Raw genomic sequence first — 16,322 nt, forward strand, 5'->3', positions numbered from 1 at the left:
CCGTCAGAATGACGATCCGAGCGTAATCAACGCGCCGATATCATCCGGGGCATTCTGGAAATGCCCCGGTTCGCTGCGGTAGAAGACGCTGGTTGATACCCGCCCGAACGGCAACTGCGCGCTCCAGTTGAATTCGCTCATGATCTCGCGCCCTTCCGGGGCGAGCGAGAGGCTCTGCCGTCCGAAGATCGCGCTTTCGGTAGCATAGTCATAGCCAACCGGAAGATCGAACTGGATCGCTCCCGCTGCTACCCGCACAGGCTGACTTACGCGCAGGCCTATGCTGTCCCCGCTGAAGAAATTGCCACGCCGGGTTACATCGAAAGACCACGCCCGGGTTTCCACTTGCGACCCGGCACCGATCAACGATCCTCCGCGCGGAGCGGTAAAGCCGGCACGATAAGCCGCCCCAACTCGCCAGTTCGGGGCGATCGAGTAGCCGAACCGGCCATCAAGGAACACCGTATCGGCGCCCTCAAGACCAAAAGCCGGATTGAAATGCGCGCCCAGCAGCGTGCCCTCTTCCGACAGCAGCGTTAGTGCGGCGGATGCATCAAGCCCATGCCAGCTGCGATCCAGAGCAAGGCTGAATGTCGAAGTCGGACGACGCTCGCGAATGCCAAACATGATATCGCTCGCACGGCGATTGTCACCCAGCCAAGCCCGGCCACGCTCTGCCGATACCGTGATCCCCCAGGCCCCGACCTCGTGTCGAGTTGCGAAGGCGAGCTCGCTGCTTTCGAGGAAGCCGGCATCACGCCCCGCTTCGGGTGCAATCAGGAACGCTGGTCGTTCCGCTCCCTGCAATTGGGCGACAAGGCCGCTCGCACCTTGCGACACCGCGAAACCCACCTGCATGTCGGGCGCAATGCGCGCCGCCACCCGCGCCGCAAGCACGCGCGCACCCAGCGCATCATCAGGGGTGAGTTGCAGCGCCTCAGACCAGCCAAGCCCCGCCGCGCGCGGCCCCTCGCCAATCGTGATCGCCAGCGCCAGCTTGTCATTACCGGCTGCCCGGGTCAGACCACCGCGCCCGACCGCGCCTTGCAGCCGCTGGACCTGCGCGGCGTTGCGGGTTTGCCCGGTGAGGTCGACGCTATAGGCCCGGTCATAGCGATCGGTAACGATCGTGCTGATCGTCGCACCAGACAATGCGTCACCCATTGCCGCCGAACCGATCGCGAAGTCATCGACCAGCGCCAGTGCCGATCCTGTCCCTGCGAGTGTTGTCGTCCCTTGTGGCTGAAACGCGCGGGCGATGTCGAGAATACCGGTCCCAAAAACACTGTCCGTCCCTGTCGCGCCGGCATCGCGTGCTGTAGCCAGCAGGATTTCGACGATCTCTGCACCGGTCAGATTTGGAAATGCCTGCGCCAGCAGCGCGACTGCTCCGGCGACTTGTGGTGCTGCGAAGCTGGTGCCGGAAAACAGCGTGACGAATTGCTGGCCATCAATGGTTTCGACAAACAGCTCACCATTGTCGTAAACGCAGCAAATCCTTTCGCCACGCGCCGATATGAACGACCCTGCTGAATTGCCGGCCCGGTTGCTGAAGTCGGAAAACGCTCCGTCTTCATCGACCGAGCCGACGATGATGACATTTCCGCCCCCCACTTCTAGCAGACTGGTGGCAAACGGATCGGGTTGGTCAGGATCGATCCCCGGCTCGCCACCATCGCCGCCGTTGCCCGCGGAAATCACCACGACAATGCCCGCAGCTGCGGCCCGGCCGACGGCATTGCGTAATTGTGAAGTTGCCGGGCTGCCGCCGAGGCTAAGATTGATGACTGTCGCGCCTGACGAGATCGCAAGATCCACCCCCGCGGCAATGTTCGCGTCGCTGAAAGTGCAGCCGAGTGTCGGGTCTTGCGGTGTGTCTGATCCGCAAGAACCGGGCGTGTCCGCACGAATCGCCAATACCTGAGCGTCGAAAGCGATGCCCAGCACGCCGCTGTTGTTGCGCGCTGCCGCCGCGACGAGTGCGACATTGGTGCCGTGATCGTCTTCGGGATCGACGCCCCGGCTGCCTGCGACATCACGCGAATTTGGGTGCACCCGCCCGGCAAATTCGGGGCTGTCACTGTCGATGCCGCTGTCGATAACAGCGATGATTTCGCCCGATCCGGTTGCGCCGTCCTGCCAGGCCTCGATCGCGCCATGAAAACCCGGCCCGTCCGAACGCCGGAATTCCGCAGTGTCGAAATTGGTCGTGGGAGGAGGTGGCGGAGGAGGAGGCGGCGGAGGAGGCGGAGGGGGTGGCAGCATGGTCATCGGCGGCATACCGCCACCCCCGCCTCCGCATGCGCTCAGCGCCGCGCAGGCGACAGCCGCTGCGACCACTTTCCAGCGGATCGGAGCGTCTGGTTCACATATCGGTGGCGCGGAGCCGATCGGCTGCCCGTCGAAATCGCATGTTGGATAAGTCCCGGAGGTCTCGGGCATAATCGTCATCCTTCACCACTACCCTCAGCACCCTAGTCATAGTCAGATGGCAGCACTTCTTACAAGCCCCCCGGCACAATGACTTATGGCCGCAGTCAGCATCGGTTAGCGCAACGCCCTTGCCGTGCAATGCGGCTCTCGCTAGCAGCTTTCATCAGAACCACCCGGCCTACACGCCGCTCGAACGGAAACCAGCATGACCGACAGCCTTATCTCCCAGATCGAAGAAGCTTGGGAAAACCGCAGCGAGATCACCCCCGGCAGCGATGTCCGCCACGCTGTCGCAGAGGCGCTGACCATGCTCGACAATGGCGAGGCCCGCGTGGCAGAGCCGGACGGCAATGGGGGCTGGAAAGTCAACCAGTGGCTCAAGAAGGCAGTGCTGTTGTCCTTCCGCCTGAACGACAACCGCGTGATGGAAACCGCTGCGGGCGGAGAGACGGCCTATGACAAGGTGCCGATCAAGTTCGCGGGTTGGGGCGAAAACCGGTTTCGGGAAGCCGGATTTCGTGTGGTCCCAGGCGCGGTCGTGCGACGCGGCAGTTTCATCGGCAAGGGCGCAGTGCTCATGCCCAGCTTCGTCAACATCGGAGCCTATGTCGGCGAAGGCACCATGATCGACACCTGGGCCACCGTCGGCTCCTGCGCGCAGATCGGCGCGAACGTCCATATTTCGGGCGGTGCGGGGATTGGCGGCGTGCTTGAGCCGCTGCAGGCGGAACCCGTCATCATCGGCGACGGAGCCTTCATCGGCGCGCGCGCCGAAGTAGCCGAAGGTGTCCGTGTAGGCGAAGGCGCTGTGCTTTCGATGGGCGTGTATCTGGGCGCGTCGACAAAGATCGTGGATCGCGCCACCGGCGCAGTGCACATGGGCGAAGTCCCGCCCTATGCCGTCGTGGTGCCCGGCAGCCTGCCCGGCAAGCCTCTGCCAGACGGTTCACCCGGCCCCTCGCTCTATTGCGCCGTGATCGTCAAGACCGTTGACGCGCAGACCCGCTCCAAGACCGGAATCAACGAGCTTTTGCGCGACTGAGCCACGCCCGGCCCCTACGATTCAGGAACAGGACCAAGGTACTCCCGTTGATCAATAGGACCAACAATCAAGGGAGCCCCCATGGCCGAACAGAACGAACCCATCCACATCGAAGACGACGACGCACGCGCTGCACATACAACGGGCTATATGCGTTATGTACTCGGCATCGGATTGCTGATCGCGATCGTCGCGATGTCGATCGTATGGATCATTCCGGCGCTGTCGAACTGACGACACGCCTAGGACAAATGCCGGATGACAAGCGCCGACCGTCTTATCGAGCGTTTGCAACTGGCGCCCCATCCCGAGGGTGGATGGTACCGCGAAACCTGGCGGGCAGAGCCTGACAACGAAGGTCGCGCAAAAGGAACGGCGATCCTGTTCCTCCTCAAATCCGGCGAAGCATCGCATTGGCACAAGGTCGATGCGGATGAGCTTTGGCTCTGGCAGGATGGCGATCCACTCGAACTGTCAATCGCACAGACCGATATCGGACCAGTGCGGACACTGACGCTTGGCCGCGACATTGCGGATGGCCAATGTCTGCAGGTAATGGTCCCTGCAGGGGCATGGCAGGCTGCGAGCGCGGCACCCGCGCCAAAGGCCGGTCACGGCTATACTTTGGTCAGCTGCATTGTCGTGCCGGGATTCGATTTCGCGGGCTTCGTGCTTGCGGCACCCGGATGGGAACCGGGCAAGAAGGAGCAATCATGATCCGTACCGCGCTTCGCCTGCTTCTGGCCGCTTTTTATGCCTTTGCCGGCTATATGCACATTGCGCAGCCGACGCCTTTCCTGTCGATCATGCCAGCAGCGATCCCCTATCCCGAAGCCATCGTGTTCTGGACGGGTATTGCCGAGATTCTCGGCGCCATCGCGCTTGTGCAGCCGTTCAGCCCGGCTCTGCGGCGCGCAGGGGGGATTGGCCTTGCCCTATACGCGCTGTGCGTATGGCCTGCGAACATCAATCATTTCATCATGGATATGGCGCGCGAGGACCAAGGACTGGGTCTTGGCTATCATATTCCGCGCATGATCGCCCAACCAATCATCATCTGGTGGGCATTATGGGCAGGGGAAGTTCCGCTGCGACGGAAGGCCAGTAACGCATAACCATAAGGAAACAGCGCCACTGGCCTGCCGTTTGAGGCGATGCCTCTTAGCTGAGGTGCTTGGAAACAGCAGCCGTCATCTTGAACATCGAGATCTGGTCCTTGCCGATCACTGCGCCGAGCTTGGCGTCGGGATTGATCTGACGCTTGTCCTTCGAATCCTGCAGGCCGTTGGCCTTGATGTATTCCCACACCTTCGAAGTCACTTCGGCGCGGGTCATCGGGCCTTTGCCGATCACCGCTTCGAGGTCGCCCGAAAGTTGCACCGGCTTCTGCAGTGCATTCGTTTTGCCAGCCATGGTTAGTCTCCCTTGATGTTATGGCAGGTTGTCAGAAATCTTCATCTTCCCACGCCTCGTCATCGGCAGAACCGCCGGTGTAAGGCGCGTGGATCACGGCGCAACCGGTAACAAAGCCCTTGATCGCGCCCAGCACGTCGTCGCGACTTGCTCCGGGCATCAGCGTCAAAGGTAGTTCGGTTGCGAAAATCTGGAATACGTAGTGGCGCTTCTCGCCTTCGGGCGGAGCGGGCAGCAGCCATTCGGAATTGCCGAGCGCATTCTTCCCTGCACGAGGTGGCACTTCGCCTTCGAGAAGCTTGCCCTTCTGGCCCGGCAGTCCCCACACCAGCCAATGGCACGCGGGAGTGTCGCCGGCGCTCGAAGCGTCTTCGACGATAATGATCAGTTCCTGCGATCCGGGAGGGGGCGCACTCCACTCCAGCGGAGGAGCAACGGCATCCTCTTCCTCGGCAGTAAAACACGGATCGAGCGCTTCACCGGAATCGAAAGCCGGGCTGGTCAGTGCGAACCCGCCACGCCCAAGCGTCTTGGCATCCCCCAGGCTTGCAATTGCAAGGCCGGGGTGACGCGCCGCCGGGGGCAGTTTGGGCGCAAGCCATTCGGGCAGGTCAGGCATGATTCTGTCTTTCCATGACCTCGTTGCTAGTCGGAACAGTTGCCCAAAACGAGGGAGAGCGCCGGGATTTGTCCCCGCTTCTGGGGAAAACCCCGCGAAATGTGAACGAATTCAAACACAGTCCCGGCTTTTTTGGTCGTGGACAAGCCCGTGCGCTTGCCGTTTGCAAAGCGCCGATGCATGAAACCCGACGCCTGTTGAGGCTATCTGTATCGGTTTCTTGCCCGGAGTCGCGTCCATCTCATGAATACAAAACGTGTATCCATCAGCCGCATCGCGCTTTCAGCGACGCTTGCCCTGTCCCTCGCAGCATGCGGAGGAGGCGGTTCTAGCACTCCCCCAACAGGCGGAACGCCAACCCCGACACCACCGACGTCCAACTGCGCGATTTCGAACCAGATCGCCTTTGCCAACGATGTGCTGAACGAATGGTACCTGTTCCCCAGCCTGCTCGACAACACCGTGAACCCGGCGAATTTCAATTCGGTGCAAAGCTATCTGGATGCACGCGTCGCCCCTGCCCGCGCCCAGTCGCGCGACAAGGGCTTCACCTTCGCCACCTCGATCGCGGAAGAAAACGCGCTCATCAACTCTGGCTCCAGCGCCGGGTTCGGAATCCGGCTGGCATTTGACTCGATTAACAACCGCGTTTTCCTGTTCGAAGCGTTCGAAAACGGCAACGGCTTCCAGGCCGGCATGGATCGCGGCACCGAACTTCTCGCAATCGGCACCACCAGCGCGAACCTGCAGACGGTGAACTCGCTAATGGCATCGGGTGGGCCGCAAGCGGTCGTCAACGCTCTTGGCCCGTCCGATCCGGGCGTGAGCCGGGTGATCCGCTTCGCCCAGCTGGGGGGGAACGTAATCGAGACATCGGTGACAAAAACCGAATTCTCGCTCGATCCGGTGTCAGACCGGTATGGTGCGCTCGTCTTGAACGATGGCGGAAAGAATGTCGGCTATCTCAATTTCCGCACCTTCTTCCCTAGCAGTGCAGGCGATCAATTGCGCGATGCGTTCGAGCTATTCAACGCCAATGGCGTGACCGAGCTGATCATCGATTTCCGCTATAATGGTGGCGGACTCGTGTCTCTCGCCGAAACCTTCGGAGATCTTCTGGGCGAAGGCCGGGTCGGCCAGGTGTGGAGCCGCACGATCCTGCGCGCGTCGAAATCTTCGGAGAACTCCACGCGGTTGTTCCAGAACGAAGCCCAGTCGCTCCAAGCGTCCAAAATCGCCTTCATAACTACGGGCAATAGTGCCTCGGCCAGCGAATTGGTGATCAACTCGATGATCCCCTATCTCAATGCGGACAGCATCGCGATCGTGGGCTCGAACACTTCGGGCAAGCCGGTGGGGCAGTTCGGCTTCGATTTTGCGGAGTGCGATCTGCGTATTCGTGCCGTGACGTTCCAGACCGTGAACGCCAGCGATCAGGGCGAATACTTCACCGGTCTTGCCAGCGTAATCCCCAATTCTTGCCGCGCAGATGACGATATCTTCACCCCGCTGGGTGATCCGGCCGAAGCCTCGATTGCGACTGCGCTGGATTTCCTGGCCGGTCGCAGCTGCACCGCCATTTCGCAAGGTGGCGGGCAGACGGCGCAAAGCGTGGGCGGACGCGAGACATTGCGCCCCGAATTCCCGACAGCCGCCCAGTTCGAGATCCCCGGTCTTTTCTGACCGGGGTCTCCCCTTCGGGATTCACATTCCGTCGGGGACGGTTTCGAACCCTGGAATATCGCCCATCGGAGTCCATGCCTGTGCGCTCTTGGTGTAGCAGTGAAACGCGGGCTGAAGGCCTGAAGTATCGTCCAGCGTACCGGCCTTGATGAACATCAGGCCGGGTTGCTCCAAACGGGTGAACACCGGCGATCCGCATTCGGGGCAGAATTGGCGCCTCACCGTCGCACCGCTATCCCCGGTGTCGTGATAGGTCTTGATCTCGCCGGTGAATTCGACGGCGTCTTCAGGCACGCCGATGATAATGGAAAGCGCGCTGCCCGCTTGCCGTTGGCAGTTCTTGCAATGGCAGGTCACGCAAATCTTGGGATCGGCACTCAGCGTGTAGCGCACCTTGCCGCAAAGGCAGCCTCCGGTTTTCGTCATCTTGTCTTCTCCCCTCCTGCCGTCACTTAGCGCTCAAATCGTCGCTCCTGGCAAAGAGAAACACAACGAACCCCAGAGCGAGCAAGGCGTCAACGCACAGAATGGGGAGTATCGCGGCATCCGCCCCCGGCTCCAGCGCGGCGGGCCCCAGCAAACCGACCACTCCGAGCTTCCCGATCAGACCCGCCCACAGGGCCGGCCCAAAGCGAAGCGGATCACGCGCCACCAGCAGGTAGATAATGCCGAAGCAGAAGACGAGCAGGCTGACAATCCGGGCATCGATAGTTGCCTCGGGCGAAAACATGCCGAGAGCGCCGATCACAAAATTGAACAGGCTGGCGGCCCAGAAGAAAAGGATCCAGCCCCTTCCTACAGGCTCACTGCCAATGGCCGCCCCCAGTCGGCCAGAGCCTGCCAAACTTTCCGTTTCCTTCATCATGGAGCCTCATCTCCGGTGAAAGGTTGATCGCTGGTATGACCACAGCCGTAAAGGACTGCATCACCGAGCGCGACTGTGGCGGTGTAAGGATATGTCCGGTCGCTCATTCCATCGCTGCACTGGCCGGGAGTAAGGGCGATCTGCAGGGCTTTCCCATCCAGAGAACCGCTGAATCCGATCCCGTTGTTGCCGGCGAAACGCGAAACAGCGAATTGCGAACCTTCCAGGTCTTCTGGCGAAGTGTAACGGGCGACGAAGCCTTCGCCATCCGGGGTGATATCGATGCCCCAGAATGGCTCGGTCCCAAGCATGCTAATGTGTGTCGTGGCCGAAATGTCGTCAAACGGCTTGGTGTCGCGGCTGATTTCACCCGGAGTATCGGTGCAGGACGCAACTAGCAAAGCCCCTGACAGGGCTAGGATTGATCTGGAGTATATTGGCACGCTCTCGCTTCCCTTCCGTGCGACCAATACAGCATGGCTAGGCGTCAGGAAACAGAAGGCGGAAATGCAAAAGGCGGGCCCGCACTCGCAGGCCCGCCCGTTTGAATGGCAGTCTGCCGCTCCGGCTTACTGCGGCATCAACACCGTATCGATCGCGTGGATGGTGCCGTTCGATGCAGCCACGTCGGTCGCGATAACGGTGGATGTGCCACCTGCGGCATCGGTCAGCACCACGGCGTCGTCGACCAGCTTTGCGTTAAGGGCGCCGCCTCCGACGGTGGTGATGGTGTAGCCTTCATCGCCCGCTTCTTCGATCGCGGCGGTAAGCGTCGCTGCGTCAACCGCACCGGCGACAACGTGATACTGCAGAATCGCTGTGAGCGTTTCGATGTCGTTGGTTGTCAGTTCGGTAAGGGTCGCCTCGTCGATCTTTGCAAAGGCATCGTTGGTCGGCGCAAAGACCGTGAACGGCCCTTCACCCGACAGCGTCTCACCGAGCTCGGCAACCGTCACAGCCGCTACTAGGGTTGAGAAACCTTCATCGCTCTGTGCCACTTCGACGATGGTACCGGCTGCGGTCGCATCTTCGGCGATCGCGGTTTCGTCGGCCATCATGGTGTCGCCGCTGTCCGTTTCGGAAGAGCAAGCGGCCAGCGCGAGGGCGATGGAGGAAGCGAGGGTGATCTTCACAATGTTCATCAGAACCAATCCTTTGGATTATCGGGTTTGTCGTTGATCTTGCGAAAGGGGGTTCGCAAGTCCGGGGCCAGAGAATGTGTGGCAGCCCCTTCACATATACGAACGGGTCGTCGCGGCGGATGTTCCGAATTGCCAGACCGCTTTCGGAACCCTTGGCCCTCCGCGCAGTTGAGGCGGCATGGGATTTGAACCGACACGCGCTGCCGGGCTGGATCGGCTCACCGACTTCCTTCCGAGAGCAGGCCGCGCCTACGCCAACAACCGCAATTACGATGACGGCGTGTCTGACAATGGCATTCGCCGCAACGTCTCGCAGCTTTCCCCCTGGCTGCACTCCGGCCTCATCAAGGAAGCCGAAGTGCTTGATGCCGTTTTGCGTCAGCACAGCGCCGATGCCGCCGACAAGTTCATCGCCGAGGTGTTCTGGCGCGTCTACTTCAAGGGCTACCTCGAACTGCGTCCCGGCATATGGCGCGCCTATTGCGAAGGGCGCGACCGCGCCTTGGACGCGATTGAGGCGAACGCCGGACTGCGCACCGCCTATGAAGCCGCAGTCGCAGGCTCGACCGGGATCGAGGCCTTCGACCATTGGGCACGCGAGCTGGCCTCCACCGGTTACCTCCACAACCACGCCCGCATGTGGTTTGCGAGCATCTGGATCTTCACGCTCAAGCTCGACTGGCACCTTGGGGCAGACCTGTTCCTGCGCCAGTTGATCGATGGTGACGCTGCCTCCAACACGCTTTCGTGGCGCTGGGTTGGCGGGCTGCATACCAAGGGCAAGACCTACCTTGCCCGGCCCGACAACATCGCGCGCTACACCGCCAACCAACCGGGCGGTCCGTTGGCGGCGCAGGGTCTCGCGAGCGATGCCCCCGCGCTTGAGGAACCGGGCGAGCATCCGCGCCAGAGGCTCGCCCTGCCGCCTGCACCGGATTGCGCGGCTTTCGCGAAGCCCTATGCCTTGCTCCTGCATGACGAAGGTGCAAGCCACGTACCGCTCAACCTTCCTTCGCCGCCGGCTCTGGTGATCGGTGCCGCTCGTCCAGAGGCGCGTTCACCCTTGCCGACGGCCGCTGCCGTATCCGGCTTTGCCCAAGAGGCCGTGGCAGGCGGGGTCAGCGCAGCCGCGGCGGCTTTCGCTTGCCCCGGTATCGACTGGCCAACGGACCGCCCGCTGGCTGACATCCTTGCCCAAGCCGGGATCGAATGGCTCGCCCTGCCATACCTGCCCGCCGGGTGGACCCGCGACGCTCTGATGCCGCAAATCGCGCCGTTCGCACATCAGGGCCGCGTTACCGAACTACTCCCGGCGATCGACCGGGAAACCTGGCCGCATGCGCGTGCCGGGTTCTTCGGGGTCAAGAAGAAGGTCGGCCCGATCCTCGACGATCTCGGGATCAGCGCCAGCCCTACCCTGTTCGCGGCGGAGTAGGAAAGCGGGGAGTTCACCCCCCCGCCAACCGATCACATCACCTTGTCGGGGCGCGCGTCGTGCTTGTGCCGCGCTTCCTTGCCCAGCACCCGCTCAAGCCGCTGCGCCATGGTGTTCGCCGCCTTGCGCGCCGCATCATCCACTTTCGAAGCATGTTCGGTCACGCCGATCGGACGACCGCCACGCGGGCGCGCTTCGATCGTGCAGGTCTTGTCATCGGCACCATGCTTGTGCGCGTTTTCGTCGGAGACATGCACTTCCACCCGCGTCAAGCGATCCTCGAAGCGGGCGAGCTTGTCGCGCATCATCGCCTCGATCCGGGTCGCAACGTTCTCCGTACCCATGACGGAACTGTCGGAGTTGAACTGGAACTGCATGGAATGCTCTCCTCTCGTTGTCGTTGCCGATGGCATCATCGGTGTCATCCAATGTGGGCATTTCAGCGTGTAATGCCAGCACTTTCGGCGCCGGGTTGAAGGATATGCGACGGGCCGTTTTCCAACAGGATGGAACGGGTGGAACACGGTCCTGAAGAAATAATCGTGGAAGTGTCACCCTTTGCGCGCAAAGCGTCACCTTACGCGCGAAAGTGTCACCCGAAGCCGGGAAAGTGTGACCCGAATTCGCGAAACTGTGACCATTCGCCGGGGCAGAGTGTCGCCTTTGCAGGGGGGCAAGTGTCACCTCGACAGCCCCTTCGCCAGCAGCGGATGGACGCGTCTGCCCTGCCGCGCAGAGGCACGCCGGGCCCGCGCCTGCTCCAGCGCAATGTTCCACAACTGCGCAAAATGCGGCGCGCGTTTTCGAAGGCGATAGGCGGCCTGACGGCTCATCCCGACAGATCGCGCTGCAGGCGCAACCTTGCCCGACACGGCGAGCGCCCTGAGAAAGGCTGTAGCCCTTTCGGCAGTCCAATGGGTGTTGTCAGGGGTGGATGGGTACGGGTGTGTGCTCATCCATCAGGATAAGCCACAATTGCAGGCCTGTAGGAAAGGGGCGCGTTGAGCCCGCCCCCTTCCCTGCTTGCATCAGGTGTCCGCGAGGCGGATGTCCCAGTGGTAGGCATGGTCGGCTGTCTTGTGCGCGATCAGTAAGGGCGCACCGTCGCCGGCACGGCGCAGCAGGCCGTCCTCGGCATTGTTGGCTTCTTCATCCGGGAAATACATCTGAGTGATCAGCCGCTGTTCGCGGCCCACCACATCGAAATGGATGTGATTGGTACGCCCGGCATAGGCCCCCGGCTTGATCGTCGTGACGCGCCAGTTGCCGTCCGGATCGGTGCGGATTTCGGCAAATCCCTGAAAATCGGGATCGTGCCATTCTTCCTTGTGCGGGGCGTTGCCGTGCGAATACTGGCCGTGCATGTTGGCTTGCCACAATTCGATCTTGGCATTGCTGATCGGCTTGCCGAAGCGGTCCAGCACCCGGCCAAACACTTCGATCACCTGCCCCTTGGCGCGGTTGGCATGGCCGTGCAGCCGGGTCATGTCGGCGTCGGCTTCGTGCGGACGATTGGCCGGATAGAACGGGCCGATCGTCTGGTATGGCGTGATCTTGTCCCACCATTCCGGCGCCCCTTGCGCGGCAAGCCGCGTGGCCCCTGTGGCTGTAAGAACTGCGCCAGCGGCAAACGCGCGGCGCGAAAGTTTATGCTTCATCGATACCCCCCAATCGACGACCCTGCCGGGAGGATTATCACGCCGTATGAGGATTGGCGAGTGCAGGCGGCGCTATTGCGCGTGCAGGGCTTCGGCTTCGCGCTTTGCGCGGCGCTCGGCATCGGCCTTTTCCCGCCGGATCGCGCCTTTGCGCGCCTGTTCGGCAAGGCCGAGCCAGGTCTTTTCGGCACGCAATTCGCGCTCCTTCACATTGTCCAGTTCCGCCTTTTCCGCCGCCAATGCCGCTTCGACTGCGCGTTCAAGATAGAATTCGTATGTCTGGGCCATAGCGTGGTTCCTTTGTCGGGAGAGGGGGAAGCGGAGGAGGTGGTGTAGCGTGCGTTGCAAACGGGGCGCCGCAGCCTTGCAGCGCGGCACCCCTGACTTGCGGGCTGGTTCAGCCTATCAGTCTGCCGAAGACAGATTGATCGCCGATTCCTTGCCATTGCGGCCGGTTTCGACTTCGAAATTCAGGCGCTGGTCCTTGTCCAGCGTGTGCATGCCGGCGGCCTGAACCGCGGAAATGTGCACGAAGCTGTCGGCAGAACCGTCGTCGGGCTGGATGAATCCATAACCCTTGTCGGTGTTGAAGAATTTTACGGTGCCAGTCTTGGCCATGATGCGTTCCTTTCAAGAACGATTGGGTTGCCCGCGCGGCAGGGTGCCGTGCGGGTCGTGCGTAAATCGATCAGATGAAAGGAAGTCGTCGTCCGGTTTACGCCGGGGCCGGGCTACCCGTTGGAAGGGGGAGCAATTGGCAAGCGGCGGTCGTCAAAGTTCAAGTTCCGTCGCAAATTCCGACGTAAGCGGCGATGATGTAGCACACAATTGCGCAAACGCCTAATTATTGTTCGCGGCGGGTGGAGTTGTTGGTCAGACCCAAGGGCAACATTTACGTTTTTCCAACCAGACCAAATTAACTTCTGGGCCGATGGAGACAATCAACTTCCTGTTGGATCGGCCAATTGCACTGTTCGTTGTGCTGGCCATTGGCGCTGCCATCGGCATGGCGGTTGAACGCTTCACCCACTTGGCGGATGCAGCCGAGCGCAAGCAACGCTGGCAGGAACGCAAGAATTCGAAGAAGGGGCCGACGCTCAGGACCATCGAAAATGCCGAGCGCAAACAAGCAGTCCGCAGCGACTTGGCAGCCGATCAGTTGAAAGCGGTGTCACGAGCGCACTTCACGCAACGCCCCTTGCTCAATCAGTCAGAGAGCAAAGTGTTTGTCGCGCTTGATGCAGCAGTGATAGCTCGCAATCCGCGCTGGCAGGTGATGGCACAGGTCTCGCTTGGAGAGTTCCTGGCTAGCCCTGACGAGAAAGCCTTTTTCGCGATCAACTCCAAACGCGTGGACTTTGCGCTGATGGATGAAAATTGCCGTGTGGTTCATGCGCTCGAATATCAGGGGTCGGGCCACCATACGAGCGACTGCGCTGCCGCGCGTGATGCCGTGAAGAAGGAAGCACTGCGCAGGGCCGGGATCGGCTATCACGAAGTGGTCGCAGGGCACACGACACCGGCGGAATTGCGGGCGCTTGTCGAAAAGCTGGTGCCAGCGGGACGCGGTTCGGGAAGGACGTTTGGGAAAGCGGCGGGCTAGCCCCTCACTCCCGGACGATAACCTCGCTCAGCATGGCCACTCTCGCGCCCAGCAGGTCGACCTGCATCGCGTTGGTGGCGCGCTGGCCGTCTGGTGACAGGGTCAAGCGTTGTTTGACGATGAAGCTGCCGTCCATGGTGTAGCGGATGTTGAGCGTGTTGCCCTTCGTCCAGATTTCGACCGGGCCGTCGGCATCGGTCAGGCTCGCTTCGTAGCGGCCTTCGGACAAGCGGCGCATTTCCCATGTGCGGGTGCGGGCGGGTTTTTCGCCTTCGTGGATCACCTGCACCAGCGTCAGCACGCCCGATGGCGTGACACTGCCGGTGCTTTCGACCCGGATCGGCACCGTGCCGAGCAGCCCCTTGTCGAGCGTGCCCTGCCCTTCGAGCCGCCCGTTGAAGAACACCAGCGGATCGAAGACCGGTGACGCGGCTTCGCCGACCATGGCGAAATCATCGGGCAGGCTGGCGCAGCCGGACAATGCCAAAGCGGCGAGCGCGGCAAGCCCGAAGGTGATCCTGCCGCGCCGCGCCATGCGGGATTACTCCGCCGCGTCTTCGGGAAGATAGAGCTGCTTGCCCTTCTCCTCGTAGAGCTTGGCCATTTCCTCCATCCCCTTTTCCGCGTCCTCTGCGGCGATGAAGGTATCGGGCTCGGCATTCTGCCTGGCGGCGAAGTCGCGCACTTCCTGGCTGATCTTCATCGAGCAGAATTTCGGCCCGCACATGCTGCAGAAATGCGCGGTCTTGGCGCCTTCCGCGGGGAGCGTCTGGTCGTGATATTGCTCGGCTGTTTCCGGGTCGAGCGACAGGTTGAACTGGTCGCGCCAGCGGAATTCGAAGCGCGCCTTGGAAAGCGCATCGTCGCGCACCTGTGCCGCCGGGTGGCCTTTGGCCAAGTCAGCCGCGTGGGCGGCGAGCTTGTAGGTGACGACGCCGACTTTCACATCGTCACGGTCTGGCAGGCCGAGGTGCTCCTTGGGCGTGACGTAGCAGAGCATCGCCGTGCCGTACCACCCGATCTGCGCCGCGCCGATGCCGCTGGTGATGTGGTCGTAACCCGGCGCGATATCGGTGACGAGCGGCCCGAGGGTGTAGAACGGCGCTTCGCCGCATGCCTCGAGCTGCTTTTCCATATTCTCCTTGATCTTGTGCATGGGCACGTGGCCCGGCCCTTCGATCATGACCTGAACGTCCTGCTCCCACGCGCGCTTGGTCAGCTCGCCCAGAGTGTAGAGTTCGGCAAACTGCGCTTCATCGTTGGCGTCGGCGATGCTGCCCGGGCGCAGGCCGTCGCCGAGGCTGTAGGCGATGTCATACGCCTTCATGATCTCGGTGATCTCGTCGAAATGTTCGTAGAGGAAGCTCTCCTTGTGATGCGCGAGGCACCATTTCGCCATGATCGATCCGCCGCGCGATACGATCCCGGTGACGCGCTTCGCCGCGAGCGGGACATAGGGCAGGCGCACCCCTGCGTGGATGGTAAAATAGTCGACGCCCTGTTCAGCCTGTTCGATCAGAGTGTCGCGGAAGATTTCCCAGGTCAGTTCCTCGGCAATGCCGCCGACCTTCTCCAGAGCCTGATAGATCGGCACGGTGCCGATGGGGACAGGGCTGTTGCGGATGATCCATTCGCGCGTGTCGTGGATGTTGCGGCCTGTCGACAGGTCCATGATCGTGTCCGCGCCCCAGCGCGTCGCCCAGACCATCTTTTCGACTTCCTGCGCCACGTCCGATGCGACGGCGGAATTGCCGATGTTGGCGTTGATCTTGACGAGGAAATTGCGCCCGATCGCCATCGGTTCGCTTTCGGGGTGGTTGATGTTCGAAGGGATAATCGCCCGTCCCCGTGCGACTTCGCTGCGGACGAATTCGGGGGTGATCACATCGGGAATGGCCGCGCCCCAGCTTTCGCCATCGCGCACCAGATCCTTGGCGATTTCGCGCCCAAGATTTTCGCGCTCGGCGACATATTCCATTTCGGGTGTGATGATGCCCTTGCGGGCGTAGTGCATCTGGCTGACATTCATGCCCGGCTTGGCGCGCAAGGGGCGCTTCACCACATTGGGGAATTCAGGGACGCCGCCCGAACGATCCGGGCCGAGCCGTCCGTTGTCCTCCGGCTTGACCTCGCGGCCATCGTAATCCTCGACATCGCCCCGCGCGAGAATCCAGTCGCGGCGATGCGGCGCAAGGCCGGCGTTGATGTCGATGACGGCCTCGGGATCGGTGTAGGGGCCGGAGGTGTCGTACACGCGCACCGGCGGCTCCCCGCCTTCGAGATGGATTTCGCGCATGGCAACCTGAATGCCCGATCCGGTGCGCGCGCCGACGTGAATCTTGCGGCTGCCGCGGATGGGCCCGGTCGTAACGCCAATCTCTACGGGGGAATTGATATCGGCCATGCGAAGTCTCTCCAGATGGCGGAGT

Annotated in this window: 21 protein-coding genes; 7 read left to right on the forward strand and 14 right to left on the reverse strand. The window is 61.8% G+C overall.

Annotation, left to right across the window (positions count from 1 at the left end; all coding sequences use genetic code 11):
• Window positions 1-3: 3 nt before the first annotated feature.
• Window positions 4-2,442: a S8 family peptidase gene (locus tag AABA34_RS14990; protein WP_338303205.1), complete on the reverse strand. Its 2,439-nt coding sequence runs from the start codon at window positions 2,440-2,442 to the stop codon at window positions 4-6.
• Between the two features lie 196 nt (window positions 2,443-2,638).
• Between AABA34_RS14990 and dapD the strand changes: the two genes are divergently transcribed.
• The 4 genes from dapD to AABA34_RS15010 all read left to right on the forward strand — a co-directional run bounded on the left by dapD (window position 2,639) and on the right by AABA34_RS15010 (window position 4,590).
• Window positions 2,639-3,475 carry a 2,3,4,5-tetrahydropyridine-2,6-dicarboxylate N-succinyltransferase gene (gene dapD, locus AABA34_RS14995; protein ID WP_034955349.1) on the forward strand — a complete coding sequence of 279 codons (837 nt, stop codon included), beginning with the start codon at window positions 2,639-2,641 and terminating at the stop codon, window positions 3,473-3,475.
• An 81-nt stretch (window positions 3,476-3,556) separates the two neighbouring features.
• Window positions 3,557-3,709, forward strand: a complete 153-nt coding sequence (locus AABA34_RS15000) for a hypothetical protein (protein WP_252258703.1) — start codon at window positions 3,557-3,559, stop codon at window positions 3,707-3,709.
• Between the two features lie 24 nt (window positions 3,710-3,733).
• The gene (locus AABA34_RS15005; protein WP_034955350.1) at window positions 3,734-4,192 is read left to right on the forward strand and encodes a cupin domain-containing protein; all 459 of its coding nucleotides are present in this window, start codon (window positions 3,734-3,736) and stop codon (window positions 4,190-4,192) included.
• A complete protein-coding gene (locus AABA34_RS15010) occupies window positions 4,189-4,590 on the forward strand; it encodes a DoxX family protein (protein WP_034955352.1) in 402 nt (133 codons plus the stop codon). The genes AABA34_RS15005 and AABA34_RS15010 overlap by 4 nt, the downstream gene beginning before the upstream one ends.
• A gap of 46 nt (window positions 4,591-4,636) precedes the next feature.
• Here AABA34_RS15010 and AABA34_RS15015 read toward each other — a convergent pair whose 3' ends face one another.
• Window positions 4,637-4,888, reverse strand: coding sequence for an SWIB/MDM2 domain-containing protein (locus AABA34_RS15015; RefSeq protein WP_034955353.1), 252 nt, complete (start codon window positions 4,886-4,888; stop codon window positions 4,637-4,639).
• Between the two features lie 31 nt (window positions 4,889-4,919).
• Window positions 4,920-5,507: a YbhB/YbcL family Raf kinase inhibitor-like protein gene (locus AABA34_RS15020; protein WP_034955354.1), complete on the reverse strand. Its 588-nt coding sequence runs from the start codon at window positions 5,505-5,507 to the stop codon at window positions 4,920-4,922.
• 243 nt (window positions 5,508-5,750) lie between these two features.
• Here AABA34_RS15020 and AABA34_RS15025 point away from each other — a divergent pair, with 243 nt between their 5' ends.
• A complete protein-coding gene (locus AABA34_RS15025; protein ID WP_252258708.1) occupies window positions 5,751-7,190 on the forward strand; it encodes a S41 family peptidase in 1,440 nt (479 codons plus the stop codon).
• A 21-nt stretch (window positions 7,191-7,211) separates the two neighbouring features.
• On the opposite strand, the gene AABA34_RS15030 is transcribed toward AABA34_RS15025, so the two are convergent.
• The 4 genes from AABA34_RS15030 to AABA34_RS15045 form a co-directional block, all read right to left on the reverse strand.
• The gene (locus AABA34_RS15030; protein WP_034955357.1) at window positions 7,212-7,616 is read right to left on the reverse strand and encodes a GFA family protein; all 405 of its coding nucleotides are present in this window, start codon (window positions 7,614-7,616) and stop codon (window positions 7,212-7,214) included.
• A gap of 22 nt (window positions 7,617-7,638) precedes the next feature.
• Window positions 7,639-8,055 (reverse strand): hypothetical protein, encoded by a 417-nt coding sequence (locus AABA34_RS15035; protein ID WP_034955358.1) that lies wholly within the window; start codon window positions 8,053-8,055, stop codon window positions 7,639-7,641.
• On the reverse strand, window positions 8,052-8,456 hold the full coding sequence (locus AABA34_RS15040) for a COG3650 family protein (protein ID WP_338303206.1): 405 nt from the start codon (window positions 8,454-8,456) through the stop codon (window positions 8,052-8,054). The genes AABA34_RS15035 and AABA34_RS15040 overlap by 4 nt, the downstream gene beginning before the upstream one ends.
• 168 nt (window positions 8,457-8,624) lie before the next feature.
• Window positions 8,625-9,197: a fasciclin domain-containing protein gene (locus tag AABA34_RS15045; protein WP_338303207.1), complete on the reverse strand. Its 573-nt coding sequence runs from the start codon at window positions 9,195-9,197 to the stop codon at window positions 8,625-8,627.
• 178 nt (window positions 9,198-9,375) lie between these two features.
• On the opposite strand from AABA34_RS15045, the gene AABA34_RS15050 reads away from it, so the two are divergent.
• On the forward strand, window positions 9,376-10,632 hold the full coding sequence (locus AABA34_RS15050; protein WP_338303209.1) for an FAD-binding domain-containing protein: 1,257 nt from the start codon (window positions 9,376-9,378) through the stop codon (window positions 10,630-10,632).
• A gap of 32 nt (window positions 10,633-10,664) precedes the next feature.
• On the opposite strand, the gene AABA34_RS15055 is transcribed toward AABA34_RS15050, so the two are convergent.
• From AABA34_RS15055 to AABA34_RS15075, 5 genes are all read right to left on the reverse strand, one after another.
• Complete coding sequence (locus tag AABA34_RS15055) at window positions 10,665-11,009, reverse strand: HPF/RaiA family ribosome-associated protein (RefSeq protein ID WP_252258715.1); 345 nt, start codon at window positions 11,007-11,009, stop codon at window positions 10,665-10,667.
• A 303-nt stretch (window positions 11,010-11,312) separates the two neighbouring features.
• A complete protein-coding gene (locus AABA34_RS15060; protein ID WP_338303210.1) occupies window positions 11,313-11,588 on the reverse strand; it encodes a hypothetical protein in 276 nt (91 codons plus the stop codon).
• Between the two features lie 72 nt (window positions 11,589-11,660).
• The gene (locus AABA34_RS15065) at window positions 11,661-12,290 is read right to left on the reverse strand and encodes a dioxygenase family protein (RefSeq protein ID WP_051700095.1); all 630 of its coding nucleotides are present in this window, start codon (window positions 12,288-12,290) and stop codon (window positions 11,661-11,663) included.
• 72 nt (window positions 12,291-12,362) lie between these two features.
• The gene (locus AABA34_RS15070; protein ID WP_034955364.1) at window positions 12,363-12,578 is read right to left on the reverse strand and encodes a hypothetical protein; all 216 of its coding nucleotides are present in this window, start codon (window positions 12,576-12,578) and stop codon (window positions 12,363-12,365) included.
• A 117-nt stretch (window positions 12,579-12,695) separates the two neighbouring features.
• Window positions 12,696-12,908: a cold-shock protein gene (locus tag AABA34_RS15075; protein ID WP_034955365.1), complete on the reverse strand. Its 213-nt coding sequence runs from the start codon at window positions 12,906-12,908 to the stop codon at window positions 12,696-12,698.
• A gap of 229 nt (window positions 12,909-13,137) precedes the next feature.
• On the opposite strand from AABA34_RS15075, the gene AABA34_RS15080 reads away from it, so the two are divergent.
• On the forward strand, window positions 13,138-13,893 hold the full coding sequence (locus tag AABA34_RS15080; protein ID WP_338303211.1) for a DUF2726 domain-containing protein: 756 nt from the start codon (window positions 13,138-13,140) through the stop codon (window positions 13,891-13,893).
• A 4-nt stretch (window positions 13,894-13,897) separates the two neighbouring features.
• On the opposite strand, the gene AABA34_RS15085 is transcribed toward AABA34_RS15080, so the two are convergent.
• Window positions 13,898-14,428: a DUF3833 family protein gene (locus AABA34_RS15085; protein ID WP_051700104.1), complete on the reverse strand. Its 531-nt coding sequence runs from the start codon at window positions 14,426-14,428 to the stop codon at window positions 13,898-13,900.
• A gap of 6 nt (window positions 14,429-14,434) precedes the next feature.
• Complete coding sequence (gene thiC / locus AABA34_RS15090; RefSeq protein WP_034955366.1) at window positions 14,435-16,297, reverse strand: phosphomethylpyrimidine synthase ThiC; 1,863 nt, start codon at window positions 16,295-16,297, stop codon at window positions 14,435-14,437.
• Window positions 16,298-16,322 lie beyond the last annotated feature (25 nt).

It is taken from the genome of Erythrobacter sp. Dej080120_24, from assembly GCF_036322605.1.
GTDB classification, from domain to species: domain Bacteria; phylum Pseudomonadota; class Alphaproteobacteria; order Sphingomonadales; family Sphingomonadaceae; genus Erythrobacter; species Erythrobacter aurantius.

Excerpts from the sequence above, each read along its gene's own strand:
- AABA34_RS14990 (WP_338303205.1), bottom strand. The coding sequence starts at position 2,442 with ATGCCCGAGACCTCCGGGACTTATCCAACATGCGATTTCGACGGGCAG.
- dapD (WP_034955349.1), top strand. The coding sequence starts at position 2,639 with ATGACCGACAGCCTTATCTCCCAGATCGAAGAAGCTTGGGAAAACCGC.
- AABA34_RS15000 (WP_252258703.1), top strand. The coding sequence starts at position 3,557 with ATGGCCGAACAGAACGAACCCATCCACATCGAAGACGACGACGCACGC.
- AABA34_RS15005 (WP_034955350.1), top strand. The coding sequence starts at position 3,734 with ATGACAAGCGCCGACCGTCTTATCGAGCGTTTGCAACTGGCGCCCCAT.
- AABA34_RS15010 (WP_034955352.1), top strand. The coding sequence starts at position 4,189 with ATGATCCGTACCGCGCTTCGCCTGCTTCTGGCCGCTTTTTATGCCTTT.
- AABA34_RS15015 (WP_034955353.1), bottom strand. The coding sequence starts at position 4,888 with ATGGCTGGCAAAACGAATGCACTGCAGAAGCCGGTGCAACTTTCGGGC.
- AABA34_RS15020 (WP_034955354.1), bottom strand. The coding sequence starts at position 5,507 with ATGCCTGACCTGCCCGAATGGCTTGCGCCCAAACTGCCCCCGGCGGCG.
- AABA34_RS15025 (WP_252258708.1), top strand. The coding sequence starts at position 5,751 with ATGAATACAAAACGTGTATCCATCAGCCGCATCGCGCTTTCAGCGACG.
- AABA34_RS15030 (WP_034955357.1), bottom strand. The coding sequence starts at position 7,616 with ATGACGAAAACCGGAGGCTGCCTTTGCGGCAAGGTGCGCTACACGCTG.
- AABA34_RS15035 (WP_034955358.1), bottom strand. The coding sequence starts at position 8,055 with ATGATGAAGGAAACGGAAAGTTTGGCAGGCTCTGGCCGACTGGGGGCG.
- AABA34_RS15045 (WP_338303207.1), bottom strand. The coding sequence starts at position 9,197 with ATGAACATTGTGAAGATCACCCTCGCTTCCTCCATCGCCCTCGCGCTG.
- AABA34_RS15050 (WP_338303209.1), top strand. The coding sequence starts at position 9,376 with ATGGGATTTGAACCGACACGCGCTGCCGGGCTGGATCGGCTCACCGAC.
- AABA34_RS15055 (WP_252258715.1), bottom strand. The coding sequence starts at position 11,009 with ATGCAGTTCCAGTTCAACTCCGACAGTTCCGTCATGGGTACGGAGAAC.
- AABA34_RS15060 (WP_338303210.1), bottom strand. The coding sequence starts at position 11,588 with ATGAGCACACACCCGTACCCATCCACCCCTGACAACACCCATTGGACT.
- AABA34_RS15065 (WP_051700095.1), bottom strand. The coding sequence starts at position 12,290 with ATGAAGCATAAACTTTCGCGCCGCGCGTTTGCCGCTGGCGCAGTTCTT.
- AABA34_RS15070 (WP_034955364.1), bottom strand. The coding sequence starts at position 12,578 with ATGGCCCAGACATACGAATTCTATCTTGAACGCGCAGTCGAAGCGGCA.
- AABA34_RS15075 (WP_034955365.1), bottom strand. The coding sequence starts at position 12,908 with ATGGCCAAGACTGGCACCGTAAAATTCTTCAACACCGACAAGGGTTAT.
- AABA34_RS15085 (WP_051700104.1), bottom strand. The coding sequence starts at position 14,428 with ATGGCGCGGCGCGGCAGGATCACCTTCGGGCTTGCCGCGCTCGCCGCT.
- thiC (WP_034955366.1), bottom strand. The coding sequence starts at position 16,297 with ATGGCCGATATCAATTCCCCCGTAGAGATTGGCGTTACGACCGGGCCC.